The sequence below is a fragment of the Paenibacillus sp. SC116 genome (genome assembly GCF_024733555.1).
Classification (GTDB): Bacteria; Bacillota; Bacilli; order Paenibacillales; family Paenibacillaceae; genus Paenibacillus_B.
In genome coordinates, this window is record NZ_JANIOF010000001.1 from 2,680,314 (window position 1) to 2,706,275 (window position 25,962).

Sequence of the window (25,962 nt, forward strand, 5' to 3'; positions counted from 1 at the left end):
GAACTGGCACAATCGAGCCGCATTCATCCATGATTACAGAAACAAGCTGTCCAGTTCGTCCTGAGAAATGGCAATCGTCTCGAAGTCCGACGGTGTATATTCCTTCACCTGCTTACCGAGACAATGGTTCGTGATCAAGGTCAGAGCTTCCCCATATGACTGCATGAATGCAGCAATGGTCTTATTTGTAAACTGATTCTGACTATAGGTAATACTCACACGCAGCGATTGATTTACGATCATGGCTTGCACATCCAGCAATGAAGTGAGTGCATTGTATTTACTTGTATCTGGACCACTGTTTTCCTTTGCTAACGTGAACCACGAGTTGTCCCAGATACTGTCAAAATCTCCAAGAAAGTTAAACCGTATTAACTTTTTAGCGTCGTAAATCGATACTAGTTTCTTTTGGGCTTGGAGTAACCCGAAACCGATTCCTTGGTCTGGTATTGTACGCAGTCGCTCCTTCGTCGTCTTAATTAGAGAAGTTAGTGCAGATACATCAGACCCGCGAGCGGGCATCATTAGCTTCACCGGATACATACTTGTAAACCAACCAACCGTTCTGGAAAGGTCAATCTCATCATGGAGCTGCTCTCGTCCGTGCGACTCCAATTCGACCACTGCTTCTTCCATATCAAAGCAGCTATATATCGCATGCGATAAGGCTGCTAATAGCAGTTCCAGCGGCTTCGTACCATAGGCCCGGTGACTCTCGTACAATAGGCCCCTCGTCTGCTCCACCGTAAGCCATTGCTCGATCGTATTGGCGCTGCTCATCAATGCTTCACCATGCTGTATTTCAGTTGGAATGAACCTAATCTGTTCAATCGTAGATTGCCAGTCGTGAAGCTCCTGCTCTGCTATCGGATGATTCCGTACATATTGGGACCACATTTGTAACGATGCCGTTTTGGATGGAAGCTGATACACTTCTCCCTTAGAATGGCTATGAAGTGCTTCTGCCAGATCTTCTAATAAAATACGCCATGATACACCATCCACAACGAGATGATGCGCAGTAATAAGCAATCTCTTCCCATTGCCGCCAAGATCGAATAAGCACATTCCAATTAGCAGCGTATCAAGTAAACGGAACTGAGATTTAAACGTTTCACAATGCTCAAGCATCCGTAACTGTTGGGTTTGATTATCGGAATCGAACTCTGCTAGCGAAACGGAATGAACAAGTCTTGTCCGATCAGACTGACTCAAATATGTTAATGTTTCGGTTTGCATATCTACCTGTAGACGCAGGCCATCATGGTGCTCTACAAGCTGTACAAGAATAGCCTCCAACACATGAAGGTCAATTTCTTGCTGCAATTGAAGTAATACCGATTGATGATAATAGTCAGGTTCGCGCAATTGCAGTTGGAAGAACCAGTGAGCAATCGGCAGCGGTTCAAGCACCCCTTCACAACGTTCTTGTGAATAAACGTGTGAACCATGCAACGGTTGAATTCGCAGCGCCATTTGCTCCAAAATCGGGTATTCCAATATATCTCTAACTTTGAGCGCGTATCCCGCTTTGTTCAATCTTGACGATAATTGAATCGCCTTTATGGAATCCCCGCCTAGATCATAGAAATGATCCGTAATTCCAATCCGATTATGCTGTAACACACCGCTAACTATTTCGATCAATTTCGCTTCATTACTACTCCGTGCTGCTACATGCTCGTATTCCTGTATTAAAGTAAAATCCGGCTCTGGCAGCAATGCGCGATTTACTTTACCGTTAATCGTTAATGGAATCTCATCCAGTTCCACGAATATCGAAGGCACCATATACGAGGGCACTTGCGCGGACAAGTATGATTTCAATTCCGAACTCGCAATCGAGCATTTCTTCACTATATATGCGCATAAGTATTTCCCAAGCGTCTCATTCTCAAGGTCTATAACAACTGCATCTTGGATGGCTTCATGCTGCATCATAACCTTTTCGATTTCGCCTGTTTCAATGCGATAACCACGAATTTTCACTTGGTGGTCCACACGACCAACGTATTCGATCTTGCCGTCCTCAAGCCGCTTGACCAAATCACCCGTTCGATACATTCGCGTTCCTTCGACAAATGGATTGTTCAAAAAACGCTCCTTGGTCAGCTCTTCCCGATGAAGATATCCTCTAGCAACTCCATCTCCAGCGATATACAACTCCCCAATTGCTCCTGCACCTACGGGATTCTGGTCAGGATCAAGGATGTAGAGCATGACATTGTGTGCAGGCACGCCAATAGGTACAGATACTTGCCGATCCTCACTGCTGTTGAATAGATGAATCATGCAGCCCACTACCGTTTCGGTAGGACCGTACTCATTGTAAATTTCTATGGATTGTCCAAATAAAGCAGTTATGTCCCTAGCTAGATCTGCCTTAAGATCTTCGCCCCCAACGATAAACCGTCTAACTGTCGAATGCTGATAATCTCGTTCTTTGAGTAGTGCAAGATGTGCGGGCGTCAGCTTTACAATGGTTGAAGCGTTGTCACTCATAATTCGATATAAAATAAATTCATCGCCATCGTCCCGGTATACACCAATTCGACCTCCGCATATAAGCGGCGTGAAAATAGAGGTTACAGTAAGATCGAATGCTAGTGAGGAATAGAGCGGGAATATCGGGATCTCGTCACGAACATATACGTTCTTCGCCCACCAGATGTAATTCGTTAATCCCCTATGCTCGATCATCGCTCCTTTGGGACGCCCTGTTGATCCAGATGTATAGATTACATAAGCGAGATCAGTAGGTTCATGTACATGACCAAGATTCGATGCATCCAGCTTCTCCAGTTCAAGACTGTGATAGCCTTGTATTTCACCTACAAACTCGGCTATAGCTCCATCCGTCATGTTCGTAAGAACGAGCTGTGTGCGAGAATCTTCCAGCATGTAACGAATCCGCTCTTCGGGATAGGCCGGATCAATGGGCAAGTATGCTCCGCCTGCCTTCATCACTGCCAATATCGCTACGACGGAGTCGATAGAATGCTGCATCCATAGTCCCACGATAGATTCCCTTGTTACTCCCTTGGCGCTTAAATAGCGTGCCAGCCTATTAGCTTGCTCGTTCAATTGCTGGTACGTCCACTGTTCTTCTTCATACGTGATTACGATATCATTGGGTGTCCGTCTGACCTGCTCCTCAAATAGCTGGCTGACCGAATGATCGGAAGGGTACGGTACAAGCGTTGCGTTGTAGTCGTAGAGCTCTCTTACTCGCTCCTGCTCTGTTAGTATGGACAATTCCTTGATAGCAGCCTGCGGATTATCTAACATTTGTTCGAAAATAAGATGCATTCGTTTGGACATTTCTTCGATCTGATTCGCGTGATACGCATCGAGGCGGTAGTCAAAATCAAGTGTCAGACCTTCGGATGCTGACCAGTCTTTAATGACGAGCTGAAGTTCATAGACTTGATGACCGTTGTAAATTTCCACATTTTCGATAGACATGCCATTTATCGTTGTAAGCAGCTTCGTATTGTAGTAGTTAATGCTCGTCTGGAATAGCTGATCATATCCTTGTTTCTTCAGCTCCAGATCCTGTACCAGCACATCGTACGGATATCGCTGATGGAAGTAACATTCCATCAATCCCTTCTGAGCAAGCTTAAGCGTCTCACCTATGCTCATCTCGACATCCAACTTCCATCGGAACGGCATCGTACTCGTGAACATCCCGTACATCGACTTTTCCTTTTTGCCAGATCGATTCAGCACCGGCGTGCCGATAACGAGATCACATTGTTGGGTCATTTTGTACGCATAGATCAGATAGGCGAGTACAAAAAATGTATTCACTGATACCTTCGCTTCGCTTGTCATAGAATGAACGCGCTGGGAGAGTCCTGCATGAAGTTGTACAGAATAGCGTCTTCCCTCTGTGCTTGCAACAGACGATTGCGTTAAACTTTCCGGAAGCCATTGAAACTTGTCATGCCAGAACTGCTTGCTTTTACTACATCTCGGTGAGGTAAAATAATGCTCTGCATCTTGCACGTAGTTGACGTACGATGGCGGTTGTTGCTCATCTTCGAGGCGCTCGCCCTTCAACAGCCTCGTGTAGTTCTCGGCAATTTGTGACGTTGTCAACTGAATCGACCAGCCATCGGAAATGATGTGATGACACTTGACCAAGTAGCCATTATCCTCGTCCGATATACGAAATAACGCAAAATAGAAAAGCTTCGAGTTCAGTAACTGAAAGGGGCTCCCCGCCTCACGATGTACCCATGACCAAAAAGCTGATTCCGCATCCGCCTCTTCGGAAAAATCTAAGAAATCCAACGGTTGCGCTTCGTACTCTGTAACGACCTGTGCGATTTGTGTTGCTTCCCCATCCTGCTCCACAAGTTCAATTCTCAAGCCATCATGCTGTCGAATAAGGGTATGGATTGCTTGCTCCAACAAGCTAAAGTCAATCGCTCCCTTTATCCGAACGGGACCGCCTATGTTGGCGAATGATGTGCCCGGAAAGATCTGTTCCATATACCAAATACGCTTTTGCGGATGGGTCAAAGAATACGTCGTATTGCTCGGAGCCTGAACCGATGTTGGTACAGTCATAACATCCCTCCATTTCGTTCCATTTCATATCACATCGACCGATTGCGCATTCCCGCGCTCCTGTCCTATATCGAAGAACAATGATAGAAGTGAATCTGAGTCATTCCTGAATCATTAAGTTGGTAAACAAGCTTATGTGAGATGGTGTGGGTTAGTTAAAGATTGGATCTTGGGTTCGTTCTTATGTTCTTCTAGTAGGTTAGGTTGATCTCATGAGTAGAATTAGAAAAGTGTGTCTGATAAGTTGGGGATTGCAGGATGGAATATCGAATCATAGTGATAGAATTAGAAATACTTTATCAAAGCTCGTCGAATAAAGTCAACAAGACGAAAGTTGTGTTCGAAAAACGTTCACTTTGGGCGAAAGTAGTATTTATACCCAATATTTGTATTCTTCTGTCATTCTCGCTGCAAGCGTTAATAATTGCCCGATGCCGAGAAAACCCTTACGGTATCAGACATTTTCTATTTTCTGGAACGAAAATTTATGATCTACCGATAACTATCGACACGTCTTATCGCCTTCTATTTTATTGAAATAGTGAGTAGTTAATTCTTCAATTTGACTTGAATCATTCGAATCTTCTATCTTAAGTTTTGATAAAGTTACGTTAAAGTTTATGAAATAACTGCCCTAGACATCATTATCATAGGGCAGTTATCGTCACCTTTATCAACGGTCTCAACTCGCCCTTTAACTGAGCGATATTGATTTTTATAGTTAGCTGATGACGTCAAGCAACTCAATCTCACGTTCCCTGCATGCTTGTACCATTTCCTTCGGCCATACAGACATCTGCACCTGACCAATATGGAGCTTGCGCAGCAGAAGCATAACAACACGGGATTGGCCAATCCCCCCACCCATTGTATAAGGGAGAGTGCCATTCAGAAGCATTTGATGAAAAGGAAGCTCTGTACGGTTCTCACAACCACTATCTCGAAGTTGACGTTCAAGTGCGGTCTCATCTACACGAATGCCCATGGAAGAAATTTCAACGGACGTCTCCATAACAGGATACCAGACGATAATATCTCCATTTAGCTGCCAATCGTCATAGTCTGGAGATCTGCCATCATGCGGCTCACCAGAAGCCAAGTTACCGCCAATTTGCATAATAAAGACCGCGCCCTTCTCTTTTGCGATCCTGTGCTCGCGCTCTTTAGGCGTCGTATCTACTCCATACAAATCTTCAAGCTCTTGCGACGTTATGAAAGTTATTTCTTGTGGTAAGAAAGGCTCTAATGACGAATCCAGTTCTGCTACTTCCTCTTCTGTCATTTTAAGTGCCTCATAGATGAGGAGGACCTTTTCCTTCAACATTTCCATCGTTCGTTCTTGTCTATCGATAACCAGTTCCCAATCCCATTGGTCGACGTACAGCGAATGCAGTTGACTCAGCACTTCGTCACGCCGGATCGCCCGCATATCCGCGTAAAGTCCTTCTCCCGGCTGCAAATCATAATAGTGAGTAGCCATCCGCTTCCACTTAGCCAACGACTGCACAACCTCCAGCATCATTGGCGGGTAACCAGCTGTATCGAACGCGACACATCGTTCCCAGCCATTCAAGTTATCATTGACGCCCGTGTCCCCCTCTACAAATAAAGGAGCTGACACCTTCATCAAGTTCAACTTCTCGCTCAGCTTATGTTCGAACAAACTTTTTACTTTGTGAATCAACTTCTCAGTCGCCTTTTTGGATACATTACTCTCCAGTACGGTCCGTGCTTGAATAACCACTATAAATGCCCCCAAGCTTTCAACATTTTTTTAATAGACTAAAGAACCTTCGAGCTTCTAACAAAAGTAAGGTCAATGAAATAAATAGATAAGATAAATATAGGAAATTCTACACAGTGTGCAATTGTGCTTTGGAAGTGTTGTAGGAATAATCTTAGAAGTTAGAGAGGAAATAACGTACGTGATGATGTTCCGTGTAGTTAATATTCCATGTAGTTAATAACTTAAACTTTCTTCTTTAGTACCCATCCGTTTGCTACCAGCAGGGTTGTTGGCTGCGAATGTTGAAACGAATGTGCCAAAAATATCTCCCTTATTTGTTTGAATTAATGTTCTAGGTGCATCGTACACACCTTTAAATGGAAAATCAAGACACTATAACAACCTTTCAATAATTATTTCGCTAATCGTTGATAGTTTTACCGGGGATATGATCATGCTGCCTGCATTAAGCTACTGTAATTTTTTAATCTTGAATGACATCGTCATAGGGCGAGTTAATTACTTAAAGTGAACTTAAGGTTAAAGAAAGAGGAATTACCGATCATAGGTAGAAATTGTATTTTGACGCAGAAGGGTATATATTGGTTTGAACAAATATCCTAGTTAACAGATTAGAGAAGGAGGAGTGTAATGTCTAAGCTGATATATTTCGGGATCGATCTACACGGACATATCAATGTTTCGCTGGGGTTAATACGGGCGCTTGTTGAGAAGGGTGAGGAAGTACTCTACTACTCCAGTAACGAGTTCCGTGAAAAAATTGAGGCAACCGGCGCTCAGTTTAGGAATTACGAGGATATGGGTGGATTCGAAATGCGAGAGGGAGATCGCGTCGATACGTTCCTGCTATTCTCCCATTACATTTTAGATAAAAGCAGAGTACTCGTAGAACGATTCAAAGATGAGGTTACGGCATGGGAACCTGATTACATCATTCATGATGCATTTGCGTATTGGGGAAAAGAATTTGCCCAACTACTTGGTGTTCCTGGCATTTCGGCATTCGCCACGTTCGCATATATCGACGAAATGGCAGATTTCGATCCTAACTTCTTTATTTCTAATTTTATTCGGCTTGAAGAGCATTCGGCCTATAAGAAATATAAGGAAGCTGATCTTTACCGTAGATTAGTTGACATGTCCTCCAAAACCATTGCATCGAAATATGGGCTAAGTAACGTGAATGTCATTAATGATATCTTAGGAAGCAAAGAGAAACTAAATATTATATATAGTTCCAAGTCCGTTTATTTATTCCCGGATTCGTTCGACGATAGCTATTTATTTGCTGGTTACTCGATCACTCCGCGCGAAGAGACGGTGGAATTTCCTTTCGATGAACTTGATGGCAGGCCGTTAATTTACATTTCGTTCGGTACTATCTTGAATGAATTGGAGAAGCTATTCCTAAACTGTTTCGAAGCTTTTGGACAATCGGATGTACAGGTAGTAATGTCAGTGGGCAATCGTATGCGATTGGATGACCTTAAAGGCATTCCCGACAATTTTATCATCCGCAATTATGTGCCGCAGCTTGATATACTGAAGCAAGCAAGTGTGTTTATTAATCATGCAGGCACGAATAGCGTGTACGAAAGCATCTGCTTCGAGGTGCCACAGGTCGTCATACCGCAAGCTTTCGATGAATTTATGGGAGCTGTAATGGTAGAGCAGGCTGGAATCGGGATTTACATAAGAAATATGGCTCCAACTGCCGACGAACTGCGGGAGGCGGTGCAGCAAGTGCTGTCGGATTCGACTTACAAAGACCGCAGCACAACGATAAAAGCTAGTTTCAAGCCCTTGGATTATGCAATCAATGAGATTGCCGCATATGTGGAGCGAGAGCGCGCCGCATCAATTTCAACCGTACGCTCCTAATAGGTATCAGGAGGATTTGGCGCGGAAGTTCAATGTTAACAATTTGAAATACAGGCCATTCCATGTTCCTCCCTCTTAGCTGCTGAATACGAAAGAACGTGCCGATCCAATCGACACGTTCTTATTTTATTTTTCCCTTGCAATATGTTGTACCTATCACATCTTATATATTCGATACCTTATTACTATCACTGTAAAATAGCTTCAAGCCACACATTCAGTAGTCTCTCTTATCGTTAAAAGGTTTCACTGCGATTATCCCGCATTATAATGCGGTTTTAGCATAGCTTCCACAGCTTCTTGGTTCTCGGCCGACTTCTTACGTTGGCCGGGTACGGAGATAAAGAGTGCAATCAAGAAAGATATCATACACAAGACCGCGATTACATTAAAGGTAACTTGGAAACCACCGAACAAAGCACTAAGGAACGAACCAGCCAAAGCACCTAAACCGAATCCTTGATAAATAATTCCGTAGTTTTTGCTTTGATTTTTCAAGCCGAAATAGTCAGCCACAATCGCAGGAAAGACCGTGATATTACCGCCAAAGCAGAATGCAATCACCCCGACACATAGGAAGAAAATGCCCATGTTCAAAGGTACGAAGCTTAATGTCATGACTGACAAAGCCGTTGCGAACAGCGCACCGGCTACCACTTTCATACGTCCTACTTTATCGGACAATGCACCGAGTATGATCCGGCCGGCCGTATTGAAAATCGCCACCATAGCTACAGCATTCGCTGCTGTACTAATATCAAGACCGGCAAGCTGAACACCGATGTCTTTGACGATACCGATTAGGTACAACCCGCTCATACAAGCTGTGAATAGAATAATGAAGAGCATATACGCTTCTTTCGTACGCAGCATTTCTTTGACCGTATAATTTTTTTGACTGACCGATTGAGTATTGGCTTTCATAGGTGTTTCTGTCATTACAGCTTCTTTAATTAAGAATGAACCGGCAATTACCATCACCAGCACGATCAATCCCCAGACTAGGAAAGCTTGGGAAACCCCCAACGTATTGATGAAATGCCCATTGATATATTTAAAGAGTAAGCTGCCCGTCCCAAAAGCCCCTACGGAGATCCCCGCTATTAGCCCTTTGCGTTCAGGAAACCATTTCATTAAGTTCGATAGCGATGTGATATATGCTGTACCATCTGCATAGCCAACAACGACACCAGCAAGCAAGTATAACATCCACAACGATGAAACTTGTGAGCTAGCGATCAGCCCTGCACCGAGAACAGCACCTGAGATCATCGTCAAATTCCTAATTCCGATACGATCCTGTATTTTACCAGCGAACAGTGTCGCAAAAGCAAGTGCAAAGCTGGTAATGGAAAAAGTAATCGATACAGAGCTAAGCTCCCATCCAAACTTGTCAGCTAACGGCTGATTAAATAAACTCCACGTATATATGGTGCCCAATCCCATCTGTACTATGATTGTTCCAAGTACGATCATCCACCGATTTACCTGTCGTTGAGTTGCTTGAGGCATACTCATGATAAATCCCCTCTTTCCATTCTGCTATGATCATGATGTGTGCGTTATCTGTATGTGTAGGGAAGAAAAGCCTCTTACTCCTTGCTTTCACACCCTTATCTTACAAGAGAGAACGCTTTCTTGAGCCAAGCACGACATGAAATGACGGGATTACGGAATGAACTGCCTTTATATATGCATCAACTGCCTAAATTCTTTGACTTTACTTCGACTGACGGGCACTTTCGCATCCATATCACGCAGACGAAGCAGATAGGTATTGTTGAACCATGGAACGATTTCATGGATTTGAGACAAATTGACGGTATAGGAACGATGACAACGGTAGAATCGATCTTGAGGCAGCAGGGCATGAAAGTCCGAAATACTCATCGGCATCGTATACATACCACTCTTCGTGAATACGTTCGTCACCTTTTCTTGTGCCTCCGCATAGTAGATGTCATCGCTGCTCGTCACGATATACTTCTCATTTTTCAGCAGATTAATGCGCTTCTCCTCCGACCTTTGTCTGCTGTCCACAGCATTTTGACTTCCTTCTTGCTGCTGATCCCGTTCGAAAGCGGTCTCCAACTTATGCAACATCGCAGCAATTCGTTTCTCGTCATAGGGCTTTAATATATAATCGAACGCTTCCAGCTCAAAGGCTTGGGCAGCATGTTCCTTATAAGCGGTTGTAAAAATAACATACGGTTTTCGCGCGAATTTACTTATATTAGTTGCTAGAAGCATTCCGTCCAAGGATGGGATGTTAATATCGAGAAAAATCGCATCGACTTCCTTCTCCTGCAGAAATTTAAGCACATCAAGACCGTCCTCGAATCGTTCCACAATTTCAACGCGGCTATGTTTTGTAATCAAATACTCCAGCTCTTCACGGGCTAATACTTCATCTTCCACAATTATTGCTCTCATCGTGTCTCCTTCTGTATATCAAAAAAGATATTCGTTCCTTGAGCCAGCCTCTCCATCGTAACACCATACCCAAAAATGAGTTTCACACGTTTGTGCACATTGAAAAGGCCAATATGATTCGGCGGAACACGCTCCTCTATTACCTGTTCAATCATATCTTCTCGGATGCCCACTCCTGTATCTTTCACACCAATCCGAATGTGATCTTCTGTATCTTTAACATAGATGGTGACCGTTCCGGGTTCTTTTTCTTTCAATATACCGTGGACAATCGCATTCTCCACTAACGGCTGAATAATAAGACTGGGAATCTTAACGGTGACTTCATCCACATCATATATAACGTTTAACCGATTTCCAAAGCGTGCTTTTTCAATTTCTATATAATTCCGAACCTGTTCCAGCTCCTTATGGATATCGATCAATTCATCTGTGAGCTCCAAATTATAACGCAAATATCCCGATAAATTGACGAGTAACTCCCTCGCTTGGTCCGGTCTTGTCCTAATTGAGGAACCAATTGCATTCAACGCATTGAACAAAAAATGTGGCTGAATCGTTGTCTGCAGCGCTTTGAGCTCGGCTTTATTCGCCATCGCCTTAATTTCTTCTACACGTGACACTTCCATTAATGTAGAAATGATCTGAGATAAACCGACGGCCATCGTTTGCAAGGGATAAGTGATTTTATGTGCTTTCCGATAATAAATCTTCAAGGTCCCGGTAACTTCTTCCCGCTCTTCCAGTGGAATAATTAATACGGATTGAATGCCAGGCAGCGCATCATCCAATGCATGGTTGCTTATCATGAACTCCCCGCTTCGTATCGTCTCTTTGGTCATATCACTAATGATCTCATGTCGGAAGTGATAGCGGTCTTCCCCATAACCAACGTAAGCGAGCACATTCGAGGCATCCGTTATTGCTACAGCATCAGCTTGGATATCATTTTTAATAATGGAACAGATCTTGTGTAACGATTCGGTATTGATGGAGCGAAAATAAGGTAATGTCTTATTCGCAATATCTAAGGCCAGCTTCGCCTGCTGCGCAGCGATTCCTTCCCGTTCACTTTCCACATTTTGAATTAACAAAATGATCAATCCGACATTCAATTGACCTATAATCATTGGTATGGCAATTTTAGATACAATATCGATTCCCAATGCTGTAGGCTCCGCCATGAATATGATCAACAGCATCGTTAATGCCTCACAGGCCATTCCGGCAAAGATACCGACAAACCAGCGCTTTGCTTTAGGCGTTCGAAGATAAATATAGCCGGATACCAGCCCGGCAATAATACTCGTGATGAGACATGGAATCGAAGTCACCCCACCGATATCGATCAAATATCGATGGATCCCTGACACTACCCCCACGACAATCCCGACCCATGGCCCGAATAAAATACCTCCTGCCATAATCACGATAACTCGTACGTTGACGAGCGAACCTTCCACATCGATTCCTGCATACGTACCGAAAAGCGCAAAGGTACAAAACAGAATCGTAACGACGGCAAACTCCTTCGGTGTCTGCGATTCCTTTTGCAGAATCTGCTTAAAGCTCGGAATACGCGTTAATAAAAACAAAATAATGAGCAATAATGCCGCCCGCTCAAAGAGCTGAAGCAGCATCGTGAAATCGTCGTCTATGGAACTTACCTCCCGTTATCACCAGCTGTTGTTTGCTTATTTTATCAAAGTTTGATCTGTTTTTATGCTTCAAACCGCACAAATGTTCAACAGATCGTTGTATGGAAATCTATGAATCGCACCGCTCTTTGTCAGAGTTTCAGAAGAAATAATCAACAACTGTCTCTGTTGCTTCGGAAAAAAATTTGAATAAAAGTATCGTACAAACCTATTATTTACTATAAATAAATAGAAGCCACTTTGAAAAAAATAATCAAAGTAGCTTCTATTCTTCTTAGATGAACATTCTATTTTATAAAAAGAGAATAAAAGATGCGAAAGGAGTTGGTTTCCATAAATAAAGTACCTGCTCCCGCGTCTTACCTTATAGCATAACTGCCAACATTTTAGTTTAAAGTATCTTCCACCTTTTTTCTTACTTTCTTAAACGGCTTAAAACCAAGGCGATTCGTATGCTCCTCATTTTTCACCAATTGTTTATAGTTCTAATATTGGTACCGTGCGAATGAAAATGTAGACACCAACAGCATTCAAAGCTATACAAATTGGATAGTAAGGAACCAGCAGTTCTGAAGTAATATCTTTTCGTTCTAAGAAAAATGGAAGTGGGCCTGCTATGCTGCAATAATGGCAACGACAATGACTGCTGCAAATCGCTTCTTTCCGTTTACATAATTTGCTGTTAACTCTCCAACATTAGCAGTTCTTTCTTCAATACATTATATTTACTGTCTTCTTCTGTAATGGTAGCTGTCACAAGCGTACCTATCCCAGGCACCGCCTGGATAATGATAAGGAATGTGTGTCTGGCTGAATTATCTTTAAAGATCGAATATGGGATCGTCGCTAATAAGCAAGCCGACAACTACGGACACATACTTCGATGTTCTGCGTTCATGCTACAAATATCCTTCTGCCATTTCTCTGCTTACATAGTAGCCATGCTCACTAACCACATGTTGCTCAACCGTATCTTTCAGTAAATAATCAACAGATACTTCTAAATTATTTCCGGGCATAAGAAGTTTTCGGTTTCAGGCAAACCTTGACCATTTTCCCATTTAATAATGGCCTGTCTAACGAGTTTAAACAAGCAAATGGCACTATACAACAGTCTTCCACCCTATCATTATATGTAAGGAAACTGCAGTCAAGTTCAGTAATGATTTTATCTATCCTATCTTCCATACATTTATCCCACGCCCAACGCCTTAAACACGGCATCGGTCGGATCTGAGTAGAACACTGGCTGTAACTTAATAAGCAAATCCGGTGGAACCGTCTGAAAATCTACTACAGAAGAGGCAGGTATTAACACTTTCTTTGCTCCTGCATCTACACAAACCTGAAGTGTATTCGCAAACTCCTCAACCTTAGCAATCGTACCACCAACGGTCATGTTTCCAAGTATCACCAGACTCTCTTGAACAGGGCGTTCTATCGCGCCTGAACAAAGTCCAATCAGCTGAGCAATCGCCAACTCGTCGGTCAAACCAATCCCTTGCAAATCGCTAATATGCATCAAATAGTCCTTTGTCTTGGTACTAATCGAGCTGCTGATACTTTTACTGTTAGACGTAAAGTAACGGAATGCTGTATCCAAGCTTTCTTTCGCCCCACGATGAGTTCCAACACCCGACTTTTCAAACTTACCCGAACCTGAAACAACTTGGTTTTCCAGCTTGTAAACCCCTATCATGCCAGAATCACCATGCCCTACCGTATACACATGCCCTGGCTTACCCATGCCTTCAGGAATGAGCTTCCCGCCACCCTGCTCTGGAACAGAAACATACTCTTCACTCAACGTTTCTTTATCAATGTAGGAGAAGTGAACATCGTAAAACTCCATGCCACCGATTTTCTTGAGTTGTTCTTTAACTCTTCTTCTACCTTCAAGCGCATATTTCAGAACTTCTTCTACATCATCTCTCGAATAATCACCATTAGGATACAAGAGTTTTATGAAACCCGACACGGTTTTACGAACTGCTATGACATCACGTTGGTTCAAGTTATTTCCCAACTTAAAGTACCGATCAATGGCATCCGCAAACGAGCGTTTCCGCATTTCCCTAAAGTATTCAGCCATGTAATCCACAATAAAACCGTACTTGTCCGTAAAGAAGTCAGGTCGCATTTTCGGAATTTCCCAGCCTGGTAGATAGTAATGCATCCGATCAAAGAAAGCTGAATCGTTCGCCATTGCTTCAGGAAATGGTGCGAACAGATGTGATGTCTTAATCAACGAATCAAGGCTCTGATTGATATTACCTACGAAAACCATAGAAGCAGATGCTGCTTTCTCTTCTCTTCCCCGTGCAAACGATCCTGAAGCCATGTAATCCTTCATGATCTGAATGCCGTCTTTATCTTTAAATGTTATTCCAGCTACCTCGTCGAAAGCCACTGTATCCCATAAACCCACGAGTCCTACTTTCTTAGTGGACATATTATAAAATAGATTAGCTACAGTAGATTGGCCACCAGATACAAGGATCGAGTTAGGAGATATCTCTTTATACACATGCGACTTCCCCGTTCCTCTTGGCCCCAGTTCACACATGTTGTAGTTATTCTCAACAAGCGGTACAAGTCTAAGCAGGAGATGCCATTTCACCCTATCCTCTAATTGTGTCGGCTCCATACCAGTCGAGCGAATAAGTAGATCGATCCATTCCTCTTTCGTGAAGCTCTTTCTACCCTCAAATACCTCGTTAAGATCCATGTTCGGCATTTGTATCGGTTTTAAGCTACTAATGCTGAAAGGATTACTATTCTTTACTTCTTCATCGAAGAAATAATCCATCTTTAGCATGCACCAAATCCCACCTGCCAAAAGCTTATCGAACTCTTTTACATAGCTTGGCGAAATGGGAACACCCTTGAGACCTAAGTTCGAGAATTCTGCTACATAGGAATCAATTTTTTCATTGAGTGTGACCGTGATCTTATCAATGATGGAATACTGACCCAACTCTCGAATTCTGGATTTGATCTTCTCCGCTTCATCAGGTCGTACAAAGTTCTCCGAAAGGATCTTTTTTACTCGTTCGCTCCCTTCCCTAAGGGTATCTTCATCGTCTGTTGCCGCATACATGCCAAGTAAATATTCAAGGACATAAACTGGGACATTCGCCCCTTCTTTCATCAGCTTCGTTAAGTCTTTTCGGACGACTCTTCCCGAAAATACGTCGTTCAGCTTATGGTCTAAATCCGATGACAGTTCCTCACTTATTGGTTCCATTCAGCTTCCTCCTCTCCTCTAAAAATCAAAATCGCTAACAATGCCTAAATTAATCGAAAATGATGTTTTCTCTACAATCACATTCGTCTCTTCATCTTTAGTAATGAGGTAATAGTTAGCGTTCTTATCGTATGGTATTGACTTCAGAGCAAACCGGAGCTTGAATGTGCGCTCATCTGGCTTATCCGAGATACGGTCACATATAAGCATTTCCTCGTTGCTAATCACGTTGTCAGCATCATCCGTCATATATACTTTTACCGTTCGAGGTATTCGTTTGTCCTCCACCTTCTCTGTCTGGAAGAAGGTAAGACTGAACAAGCTATTCGTAATCTTTCTTATGGTGTTCGTGAGCTTCACGTCCACTTTCTCGATTTCACGGCTGTTCTTCTGCCCACTACGAATATTTTTGAATGAAATCAATGGCACTACTATCTCTTGCAGGCTAGCTCCTCCATGAACGAAGTTAGCACCAGCTCCTTGGATCTTGAAACGGATCGTTGCCTTTGGTACATAAGTGGTGATTTGATGCTCATTCTTTATCAAGCTGTCCATGTTGATATCAAGAAGACCACTTCGTTCCCCTTTCTCCTGCGAGAAAAGATGTCTTCGTTTTACTTCCAAAGCTTGAATACCTTCCTTCTCGATCTTGTCACTTTCCTCTAACGCCTCACGTTGGTAGACGAAGCCATGGTCTGCCGTGATGAAGATATTCGTACCGCTCAGATCATCTCTAATGATCTTAACTATATCGTACAACTCATCAATAGCTCTCTCCGCCGCTGTGAACGTATAAACCTCTGTAGAGGCCTTATCTCCAGTTGCATCGATGCTGTCGTGATAAATGTACACCAGCTTCTTGCCTTTGAATGTTTCTCTGCGTCCAGCCTTATTCATGTTTTTCATCTCTTGGAAGTGAACGGCTGTACTTTCGGCTATTGCGGCTTGTAAGATACCGATTCGATTCTCTAAACCACTTGAAGATTTCCCATTAACCAATACATTACCGCTCAGGTCAATATCTAATTCCTTATGAGGTAGTAGTGATGCCATTCCCATCTTGGTAACAGAAGGGACCACCCCCAACAATGGTTGAATCTCACAAGCTCCAATCGTTTCTGAATTAAGCTTATCCGCCAAATCACTTGCTATTTCATAACGCAGAGCATCGGAGATAATGACAAATACCCGATCACCATTATAGACTTTAGGTGCAACAAAGCTTCTATAGAAGTCCTTCTGACTTTGAATACCTGGAAGTACCCAGCTTGATTTCATCTCTTCTTGCACAGCTGCAGACCAATTAGCGCATAATTCGCCCATATACCAATTCGTATATAAGTTTTCAACCATCACTTTGAGCTTCTTCAAGATTTCACTGTTGGAGTTATTGTCATATGCAACATAGAACTTTCGATAGAACATGTCCATGTGGTGATAGTCATTTACATAGGCACGGTACATGTCCACAGCTTGCGCTTTCGGGATACCCATACTGTATTTCTTGTGGAATTCGAACATCTTAACCGTGTAATACAAAGCTTCATACACAGATTGATATCGCTCGTAGTAGTGCTTTGCTCTACGAAGGTTTATCAATTTCATATATGTATCATAATCCTCCATCCTCTCTTCCAGACTGTTGGCTATATAGATAATGATGGCTTTATCGAAGTAAGGGAATGTATCCGCCGATTTGAATTCCTCTACAGGAAGTTGATTCACAATATCAGATAGTTTGATTTCCTTCTCAATAATTTCAGCATACTGATCATAGATGTAATAATCCGTTTTGTGATGCATCCAGTGATCGATGAATACCAATGCATTGGATCTGTTCCGAGTGGCAATATAGTTCTTTATCCGCGAAAGATATTCGTCGTTCACCGCATGGCTCAGAGAAGTTACAGTCAAATGAATAAACAACGTTTTGAGTGTCTTTTGACTTTGCTCATATCCATATCGCTCAGCTACTGTATTCCAAAACACATCTGACCCAACGTACTTTGAAATTGAATCAAAATATTTGTTATGGTTGTCATCAAGTGTATCCATAAGAACAACTTTCAGTACATCTTCGAAATCAGGTGTCTTGAGATTGCACAACGCACTCATCATTACCAATTCAATCGTTCCTTCAGTAAATACCGAGACCTCGAACCCTTTAAATTTCCGAACCCGATCCTTATTCCCAAAAAACTTCTCGTATTTCTTCACTGAACCTCGGAGAGATGAATCAATATTCATCTCATTCATGATGAGAGATATTTTATCTGCATAAAATTCCTTAGAATAAAGGAGCGTATCCAACAACCAATTATCCTCAATACTCATGTCCGAGTTGGAATACATCAAATAATTAGAAGTTGGATCCTCTTCTTCTAGCAATACCTTCGTGTAAAAGTTATTCCCTTCAGTTAACTTATGTACCTTGATGTTCTCTATAGAAATCTCATGTATGTATTCAGCAAACTCCTGATCTTTATCAAACCAAAAGATGATCCTACGTTGCTCGCCCTCAAGGAGCGGTTGCAAAAAAGCTTCTTGTAGTGATTTTGTTATTTCACCCATATTCACGATTTATCAACACCTTTATCTCAGCTAAAACAGGGATATACCAAGACTATCTGGCATATCCCTATTGTACCCAATTTATTTGATTGGAGCGAGTAAGCCTTCGAATTTAGCATAATTGACAGCAACACCATCATCCAAGTCAATCTCGATTTGCATATCCGCCATGTGACGAAGTTTTTCATCGTATGCTCGTAGTTCTTCGATCTTCAAGTCAAGGGACTTGAGTTCTTTCTTCGCATTGGCGATTTCTTTAGTTGTACCATCTCCATTAATAACATCGAGCAGTGTTTTTTTCTCAACATCCATCCGAATCTGAAGCTCATGTAGGTAATCCGTTCTTATTCTCGATAGTGTCGATTTGTCATAACGATGCATGTAGATTAAGCAGTTGAATGCCTTTTGTTTTCCAGATGTGAAGAGCCAATAAATTGGTCTCTTTTTGTATGTTTGTAAATGATCTTTGTAAAAATCATTCAAGTAGTACCTCTTAAGAGTCTCTTTTACTGACTCACCGTCTTTCTTTCCGAGAGTCTCAGCGAGGTACTCAAGATTTTCTGCTAATATTTCTTCTCCGAACACCACTTTGACAATCTCTAAAAATTTGGACACTATATCGTCTTCAAAGTAACCTCCTGAGACTATTGGAAGAATATTATCTTTATCAGCAGAAAACAATCGGTATTTTTCAAGATTATAGTTCCCTCCTGCAAAAACAAGGCCTTCTGAATCCAGTGAATACCTTCCAAACATACAACCTACAGCGTAGGATAAAAATGATTTCACTTCAAGTTTTAGGTCAGTTTTACGTAACGAAACATTACCTTCATCAACTTCTGGTGATACCTCGTCTTCCAATCCATATATTTCTATAAAAATACGATTTAGTTCTTCTTCATTTGTTTTAAGCTGAGTGAATTGCTTTTCACTATATTCTTGCAAATTCTTAAATGAATGCATTATAGTATTACTTTTGTGCTTGATCAGGCTATTTATTTTGAAATTCCAACTCGACTCGAATCTATCCCAATCCGATTTAGATATAGATATATTTTGTCTTACAAGTTCCTCGATGCGATCTTTATATTCTTCGGATAACATTATTGGCAAACTTGATACGTGACTTCCTTCATAGTTGAGTGTAGGAGATAATATAGACAATATCGTTGAAGCAATTTTTGAGTTTACAAATCCTAATATATAATGAAGTTCTTGATCGTCAACGAATAAACAAGCACCAGCTACGTCAAAAATAAAACCATTTTCTTTGTATCTAAATGCAATGTCTCCTGAAGTAACTTTTGACCATGACAAACATTCTTGAAAATAATACTCAGTGTTAGGAACGGTTGAACGAATACGTCCATTATCATCTTTAAAATTCTTAATTTCGAAACCATTCTGTTCCCAATTAAGCACTACATCATTATTACCATACCACTTTCTGTATTTCCCCCCCTTGTTGTATGGAACCCACTTTGCACCAGTTGATAAAAATTGCTCACTGTTCTGAGCAGATAGACACAATTTATTTTGGTCTACCTCATGCCAAAATCTTGTGAATTTATTATTATCGCCAGTTGTCATTCCTAACCGAGTAGTACCTATTTCCGACAACGCATTTCCTTTAATAAAAGCATTCCTTAACCCTGCACCCATCCAGTATGCAATTGGACTTTCTGGCAACATGATGAAGTCTTTCACTTTCCTTAGAAAATATCCATTATTTTTCTCAATATCAAAGGCATTCTCTTTATCAAAAGATTGAGGGTATTTATTTGTTAAATCCAAATATTTCGAAGTATATGATTCAATATTATTATTCTTGATAACAAAAGAAACGGCTTGTGCAACTTTTGAATTCAATTCAGGGAATGAATTGTAGCCAATGTGAATCAAATTAATAATATTTTTGCTCAATATATTTTTTCTCAATTCTTTAAAACTCGATAAAAACATCCAAGAATGCATAGTTAGCATCGCATTATAACCATTCTCTTTTGTATATTCAAGACATTTTTCAATAAAAACAGCAAACATATCTGATTTACTATTTGAATGGTGTTTTTTTACATATTTAGAAACTTTATCATTCATTCCACCACTCCCCATATAGGGGGGATTGGTACAAACTACATCATACTTAAACCCCATTACTTTCGCCTGCAATAAGATATTTGGGAGTTTCTCTAATATTTCAATTTTAGCTATAAGTTGTGTAATATCTCCTTGATCCACTGAATCGTTTGCGAACTCAATCAACTGTTTTTCCAAAAAATCCAAATCTAATGGTTTTACATTTAAAATAGATCCATACTCTTTGGAATCTCTAAAAACATCTCTCAGGTACTCCAATATTCCTCTCTGATTATCTTGCTTATGAATAGTTGAGTTTTCGTCCACCAAAACATTTATTATATCATTAGTAATCCAGTTAGTTTCTTGAATTGCACTTATGTTTAGCTTAATCCCCTGTTCGAATACCCTTCGAGACTTCCCTCTTGCCTTCATCATAAGGGAAAATGAGGCTAATTGAACTGCACGTTCGTCAATATCTAATCCAAATAAGTTCTTTTCCAATATTAGTTTGGGTATCTCTCTATCAATATACCCTTTCTCAAGATATATATCGTATAGAACATCAAATGCATAAACAAGGATATGACCACTGCCACAGGAAGGATCAAAAAAAGTAATTTCCTCAGGATTTATGATATTGTATTGAATCTTTTCAAGATTAGTAATCACAGGCTCTTCTTGTTGCGATTCATCTAAATAATACTTATAGCATGATTTCAAAGAAGTTTCTGGATAACTCTCCAACCATATTCGTCCCAACGAATTCTCTACCATATATTTGACTAACCAATTAGGAGTAAAGAGTTGCGTTGCGGCTGGAATATTATCTTTGCTAATTTTAATGTTCATCTTGAGGTCAGCAAATACCTGATCCTTCTTTTCTGAAATATAAAATTGATACATCCAACCTATGATCTCGACATCTTCCCAATCCTGTTCTAGAATAGCTGTTACATCTGTCATCTCCCGAAGAAATGAATTTTTCGCCAATAGTCCCTCTGGAAACAGTATCGCTTTATAATCGTCAATAGTTTCAAACATAAAGGGGAGAACTTTATTCAATGCATTGCACTGTTCAATAATTAAATACTTGTATAGCTCTTCTGTCTTGTTGTTGATCTTCCACTCATAAACCAACTCTTTATCAATTTCTAAATCTACAGTCAATGCCTCTTTAATAATATCAGGCTCGGAACTATCGGAATTACTGGACGATAATACTCTTACCTTGGTAGGGAGATAATTATTTACCTCCATAAACCGCAATGCAGTGAACCGATTAAACCAAGTGTAGGCTACTTCCTCTACAACCTGCTTAAACCCTATTTCATTTATGCGAGAAATAAGTTTATCACGTTGTTCCTTTTCAATTGAACTAAGTGGTTTACCATCAATATATATAGCACCCGAACTTTCTATATGAGCCTTCTTTATATTCTCCTCGGTAATCCCTATTTTAAAAGCCCTTGCTTTGACTTTCTCAATCAATTCTTTACGAGCATTCGTCGCTAAGTTTTTCAATGCTGTCTTATTCATGCGTGTTATTCACCAACCCATACAGGATTTTTTCATACAATAGTCAGAGTGCCATGACCTAAGCCACGGCACATTGGATTAATCAATAAACTCGATTTGTTTGTTACTCTTAATAATCTGCTTCAGCCTTGCTGACAATGTATTCAACAACATATCTACATCTTCTTCTGTCCGTAAAGTCTTAGTAGCCAGCAAATTATTCACTCTTACTCGTTCTCTCTGAGGAACTGTTTTCACTGCTACATATGGCTCTTTTCCTTCAACCACTGCTTCTGGTTGTTCCACTTGTTTTTTCTCAAATTCATGAATCTCACGATTGATTGTGATATCTTGTCTATCTCTAAAGGCGGCGCTTTGTGTTATAGTCGCATCCACTTTAAAGATATCGGTTAACTCATTCATACCGCTGTATAAATTATTGTAGTAATCCAGAATTTTTTTCCTTGTTTCTTCGGAAACTCCATCCTCATTAGCACGTAAAGTAAGATGATCGAGATCCAGTTGGATGACACTTTTCGCCGCTAATTTCTTTTCTTCAAGTATCGCCTGAATCTGCTCATCAATTTTATTCACAAGCTCAGGTATGTCCTTGATTTTTCGATAAGGTTGTACTTCCGTTAAGATCGCTCGCAACGTTTCAGCATTGCCTTTAATCTCGTCATCTGATAAATAAACATCGTTGTCTTTGTACTTCTCGATTGCACGAAGTCCTTTATCAAAGATGTCCTTTTGTGAAGCGAAGAAACTTTTCACATACGTAACATCTTCTTCCCATTCCAACAAATTATCTTCAAAATCACGAAGCTTCGTGAAGAACGAGACGTTATCTAATCCTTTTGTAAATTCATCGAAATAATCCGATCCTTTGTCTAATAGACTACTACCAGGGTACTTTCTTCCTTCGTAGCGATTCTTGAGTGCATTGATCTCTTTTACCTGATCTTCAATCAATCCTCGAATATCTCTTACCAACCCATCCTCATCATCTGCTACGTCTGTTTTATTGAACACTTGCCTACAGATGTTTTTCGCAACTTTCAGCAGTGATTCGTCAACGATAACCCGTTTCACAACGATGACCTTATCGACTTCACTTGCCTTGGTCAAAGCATTAACAGCATTTCCATCTTCTGGCCCCATATATTCCGAATTAAGTCTCAATCGAATCCGTTGTTCTTTCATTAACTCCGCAATCAAGCCTGCAATGTCGAGATCTTTCCAACCGTAAGGCTTATCCTTAAAGCGATCTAATAACACTTTGACTCGAATTTGCTTCTGAATGCTGTCCTGCAAGCTGATAAAGTCCATGACTTCTTTGACTGCCAACTCATTCGCACTCGTAGCCGCTCCATCAATAGTCAATTGCTCGGTATTTCTTCTCAAGATCGCAATCAGATCCTTCTCTGAGTCCAAGTACGTCTTAATATAACCAAGCTTTGTATACACATTCTCGACCAACGACAGGAAGCCAGCATTAATCCGCTCTTTAACTGCTGAACCTTTGATCTCAGCTCTATTACCATTAATGAAGAATACGCCACCTTTGATGGCTTCTTCCAGCATATCTCTCACTCTACGCCTGCGATCTCTCGCCTCAGATTGTTTATTGTTCAAGATGTTCTGAATGCTTTCTGGGAGTTGTGACGGGTTTATCTTCTTCCGATACTCTTCAATCTTGAGCACTTCTTCGATCTCTTCCACATAAGCTTCATTCGCACCCAGCTTGAGAATCATCTCGCCTGTACCAGAAGACATGAGCATCAACTCTTGATCTGACTTGGCGTAATGATCTGAGAGCGGCGAAAGAATATTAATGCCGATGCTCGATGTTTGATTACCGATATTCTTCTCATCCATCTTCTGATTATAGGAGAATTGGTACTGAGAAGAATAACGATATCTCTTGTCATCGTATAAGTCCTGATAGATATAAGTAGCAAGCTCCCGCTTAATGACATCCTCTTCAATCTTCACACCTTTGATCTCACGGTTAATATCCTGCTCATCATCCGTCAAGAACAAGTAGAATTCACCATTCTTCTGAATTAGTGTTTGGGATATCAGTTTACGAAGCGATATCTTAATTTTCTCCTTCAAAGCCAACTTATCTTCATCGATCTGTGTAACCATTAGCGTAGCAATATTATCAATATTTGCAGGAAGCTCTTTAATATACTTAATCATGAATAGCACTTTAAGCAAATCCATGTTAAACGGATCATCTTTTAATGCTGGATTCTCATATGCACCTTCAATAACCCTTGAAATGGTTGGAGTTAAGAACTCTTTAATCGTATCGTAGAAGGCATAGAATGGAATTAGTGTTCCTTCCTCCGAATCCTTGAAACGTAAACCAGCCTCTTTGAAGGCTGATAGCATGGAACGTTCCCCTTCTGATAAATGCTTACCTGAACTACCGTGCTTACGTACTTGTTCAAAAACATTCTGAAGCAGCTTAAACTGGTATGGAAGGAACGGATATACATCGGCAAACTCCAAATCGTTCTCATAACCACGCAAATCCGCAGTACTATCCTTAAAGCTCATTAGGTTTTTGAGTGCAGCACTCTCATCATGATAAATTTGCTTCAACTTATCGGCAACATGTTCCTTCTTTTCGAGAATTCGCTTCTTAATAACCTCATCTACCGATATGGAGGATAGAGATAGTCTCGTATCAAACCGTCCTTGGATACGAGAAAAGTCATCACCCTTCACTTTCACAATGCTATCGATACTTTCCTGCGAAGTCACCATAATCCACACTTTACCTGAGCCATGCGTTCCAAGATCCTCTGCCAACGTTTGAAGGTTGAGCATCAGCTGTCGGCTGTCGCCTATGTACTGTCCAATCTCATCGACCAAGAAAATCAGATGGAAATTGTCCCCCTTTTGGGCAACATACTCTTTGACATCCTTCGAAAACTTCTCGATGCTAATCTCAAAGTTATTCACACCGTTCTCAAACCAGTTTCTCGCTGTTTCTTCAGACATAGAAGTAACCTTTGTTAAGGCTCCAATCACATAGTCAGCATCAAAATAGAAAGTGTTTCTGCGTTCTATCCACTCTTCGCCTGCCGATGCTTTAAACTCCTGCTTAAAGTCCTCGTACACACCTTCCTTGGTCAGATACTTCTCCATCTCCGCCACACCAGGTATATCACCATAGAAGCCCTGATGCTCGTAAAAGACTTTCGAGAATACTCTGAGGATGGCATCTTCTTTCGATTTGTTATCCAAGGAGCTTTTTGAATCGATATTGAAAAGAATAACTTCCGTATCCACGTTAGCAGTTCGCTTCATATTAGCGTAGATGAGTTCATCTTGAATTTTATTAGCAAAGAAATCTACTGCTCGCTTGTCTTTTGCTTTCTTATTCTCAAGCAAGTAAGCTAGGATCTTCAAAAAGTGTGATTTACCCGAACCGAAGAAGCCTGATATCCAAACGCCCATTTTATCTGTATGGCCGTCGATCCCTTGCTGATAATTCTCATAAAACTTAGATAAGTGCTTATTCAGCTCTCGTGTCACGACATATTCATCAAGTTCCTGATAAATGTTATCTTCATCGGTCTGGGCGACCTTAATTACACCTTTTATACTACGTTCGATGTCTTTGATAAACATGTCTTTAATTAGCACACATCTTCCCCCTCTGGTTGTTAATCCACTAAACGGAATGCCCTATAATAGTTATCATCTTTAAAACGATCGAATAAGCGTAAGGATAGTCCATCGTACTTGCCTGGGAAGAACATAATCACAGGGATTTTATCCAGCACTTCTTGAAGATTATTCAAGATATTATGTGAGCGAACAAATGGATAAACCTTCCCCACGCCTGTGATGATTACGACGTTATGATCGCCCAATTGCTCCTGAATCTTTTGCAGAAAGATATCAGGCTTCGCAAAATTAGCCATCGCTTTAAACAAAGCTTCCTTCCCCTGCTTCTCTTCCATCTGAGGAATTCGCTCGAATATTCTCTTCTCCTTAGCAATCTCAATAAGCATCTTGTATAGATCAAACTCAATGAGCCTGCGGCCAGAGCCTTCGTAATTGAATTCCTTCAATATATGTGGGATGTAGTCTCTTACTACAAGTTCATGCTCAGGCTCGTAATCAAATACGTAAAAGCTAATCTCATTCCCCAATCCTCTACCCTCAATAAACTTATCTTCCTTTATCTTCGGTATGATCTTGTCGAGTCTACTATTCAAATTCGCCAT

At 41.0% G+C, this 25,962-nt stretch carries 11 protein-coding genes; 1 reads left to right on the forward strand and 10 read right to left on the reverse strand.

From position 1 onward, the window contains the following. Positions 1-33 precede the first annotated feature (33 nt). Complete coding sequence (locus NQ117_RS11605) at positions 34-4,578, reverse strand: non-ribosomal peptide synthetase (protein ID WP_258278091.1); 4,545 nt, start codon at positions 4,576-4,578, stop codon at positions 34-36. Positions 4,579-5,299: 721 nt separating this feature from the next. Then, entirely contained in the window at positions 5,300-6,298 is a 999-nt protein-coding gene (asnA, locus tag NQ117_RS11610) for an aspartate--ammonia ligase (RefSeq protein ID WP_483874617.1), read from the reverse strand. A gap of 657 nt (positions 6,299-6,955) precedes the next feature. On the opposite strand from asnA, the gene NQ117_RS11615 reads away from it, so the two are divergent. Then, complete coding sequence (locus NQ117_RS11615; RefSeq protein ID WP_258278092.1) at positions 6,956-8,206, forward strand: macrolide family glycosyltransferase; 1,251 nt, start codon at positions 6,956-6,958, stop codon at positions 8,204-8,206. Between the two features lie 255 nt (positions 8,207-8,461). On the opposite strand, the gene NQ117_RS11620 is transcribed toward NQ117_RS11615, so the two are convergent. The 8 genes from NQ117_RS11620 to NQ117_RS11655 all read right to left on the reverse strand — a co-directional run bounded on the left by NQ117_RS11620 (position 8,462) and on the right by NQ117_RS11655 (position 25,962). After that, the gene (locus tag NQ117_RS11620) at positions 8,462-9,724 is read right to left on the reverse strand and encodes an L-lactate MFS transporter (protein WP_258278093.1); all 1,263 of its coding nucleotides are present in this window, start codon (positions 9,722-9,724) and stop codon (positions 8,462-8,464) included. 168 nt (positions 9,725-9,892) lie between these two features. After that, positions 9,893-10,639: a LytR/AlgR family response regulator transcription factor gene (locus NQ117_RS11625; RefSeq protein WP_258278094.1), complete on the reverse strand. Its 747-nt coding sequence runs from the start codon at positions 10,637-10,639 to the stop codon at positions 9,893-9,895. Further along, complete coding sequence (locus NQ117_RS11630; protein ID WP_309137868.1) at positions 10,636-12,279, reverse strand: LytS/YhcK type 5TM receptor domain-containing protein; 1,644 nt, start codon at positions 12,277-12,279, stop codon at positions 10,636-10,638. Before NQ117_RS11630 ends, NQ117_RS11625 begins: the two co-directional genes overlap by 4 nt. A 1,210-nt stretch (positions 12,280-13,489) precedes the next feature. Then, positions 13,490-15,544: a protease Lon-related BREX system protein BrxL gene (brxL, locus tag NQ117_RS11635; protein ID WP_258278095.1), complete on the reverse strand. Its 2,055-nt coding sequence runs from the start codon at positions 15,542-15,544 to the stop codon at positions 13,490-13,492. 18 nt (positions 15,545-15,562) lie between these two features. Then, on the reverse strand, positions 15,563-18,115 hold the full coding sequence (gene pglZ / locus NQ117_RS11640) for a BREX-1 system phosphatase PglZ type A (RefSeq protein ID WP_309137871.1): 2,553 nt from the start codon (positions 18,113-18,115) through the stop codon (positions 15,563-15,565). An 81-nt stretch (positions 18,116-18,196) separates the two neighbouring features. Further along, a complete protein-coding gene (pglX, locus tag NQ117_RS11645; protein WP_258278097.1) occupies positions 18,197-21,733 on the reverse strand; it encodes a BREX-1 system adenine-specific DNA-methyltransferase PglX in 3,537 nt (1,178 codons plus the stop codon). A gap of 78 nt (positions 21,734-21,811) precedes the next feature. Beyond that, positions 21,812-25,375 carry a BREX system P-loop protein BrxC gene (gene brxC / locus NQ117_RS11650; RefSeq protein WP_258278098.1) on the reverse strand — a complete coding sequence of 1,188 codons (3,564 nt, stop codon included), beginning with the start codon at positions 25,373-25,375 and terminating at the stop codon, positions 21,812-21,814. A gap of 20 nt (positions 25,376-25,395) precedes the next feature. Then, positions 25,396-25,962: a DUF1788 domain-containing protein gene (locus NQ117_RS11655; RefSeq protein WP_258278099.1), complete on the reverse strand. Its 567-nt coding sequence runs from the start codon at positions 25,960-25,962 to the stop codon at positions 25,396-25,398.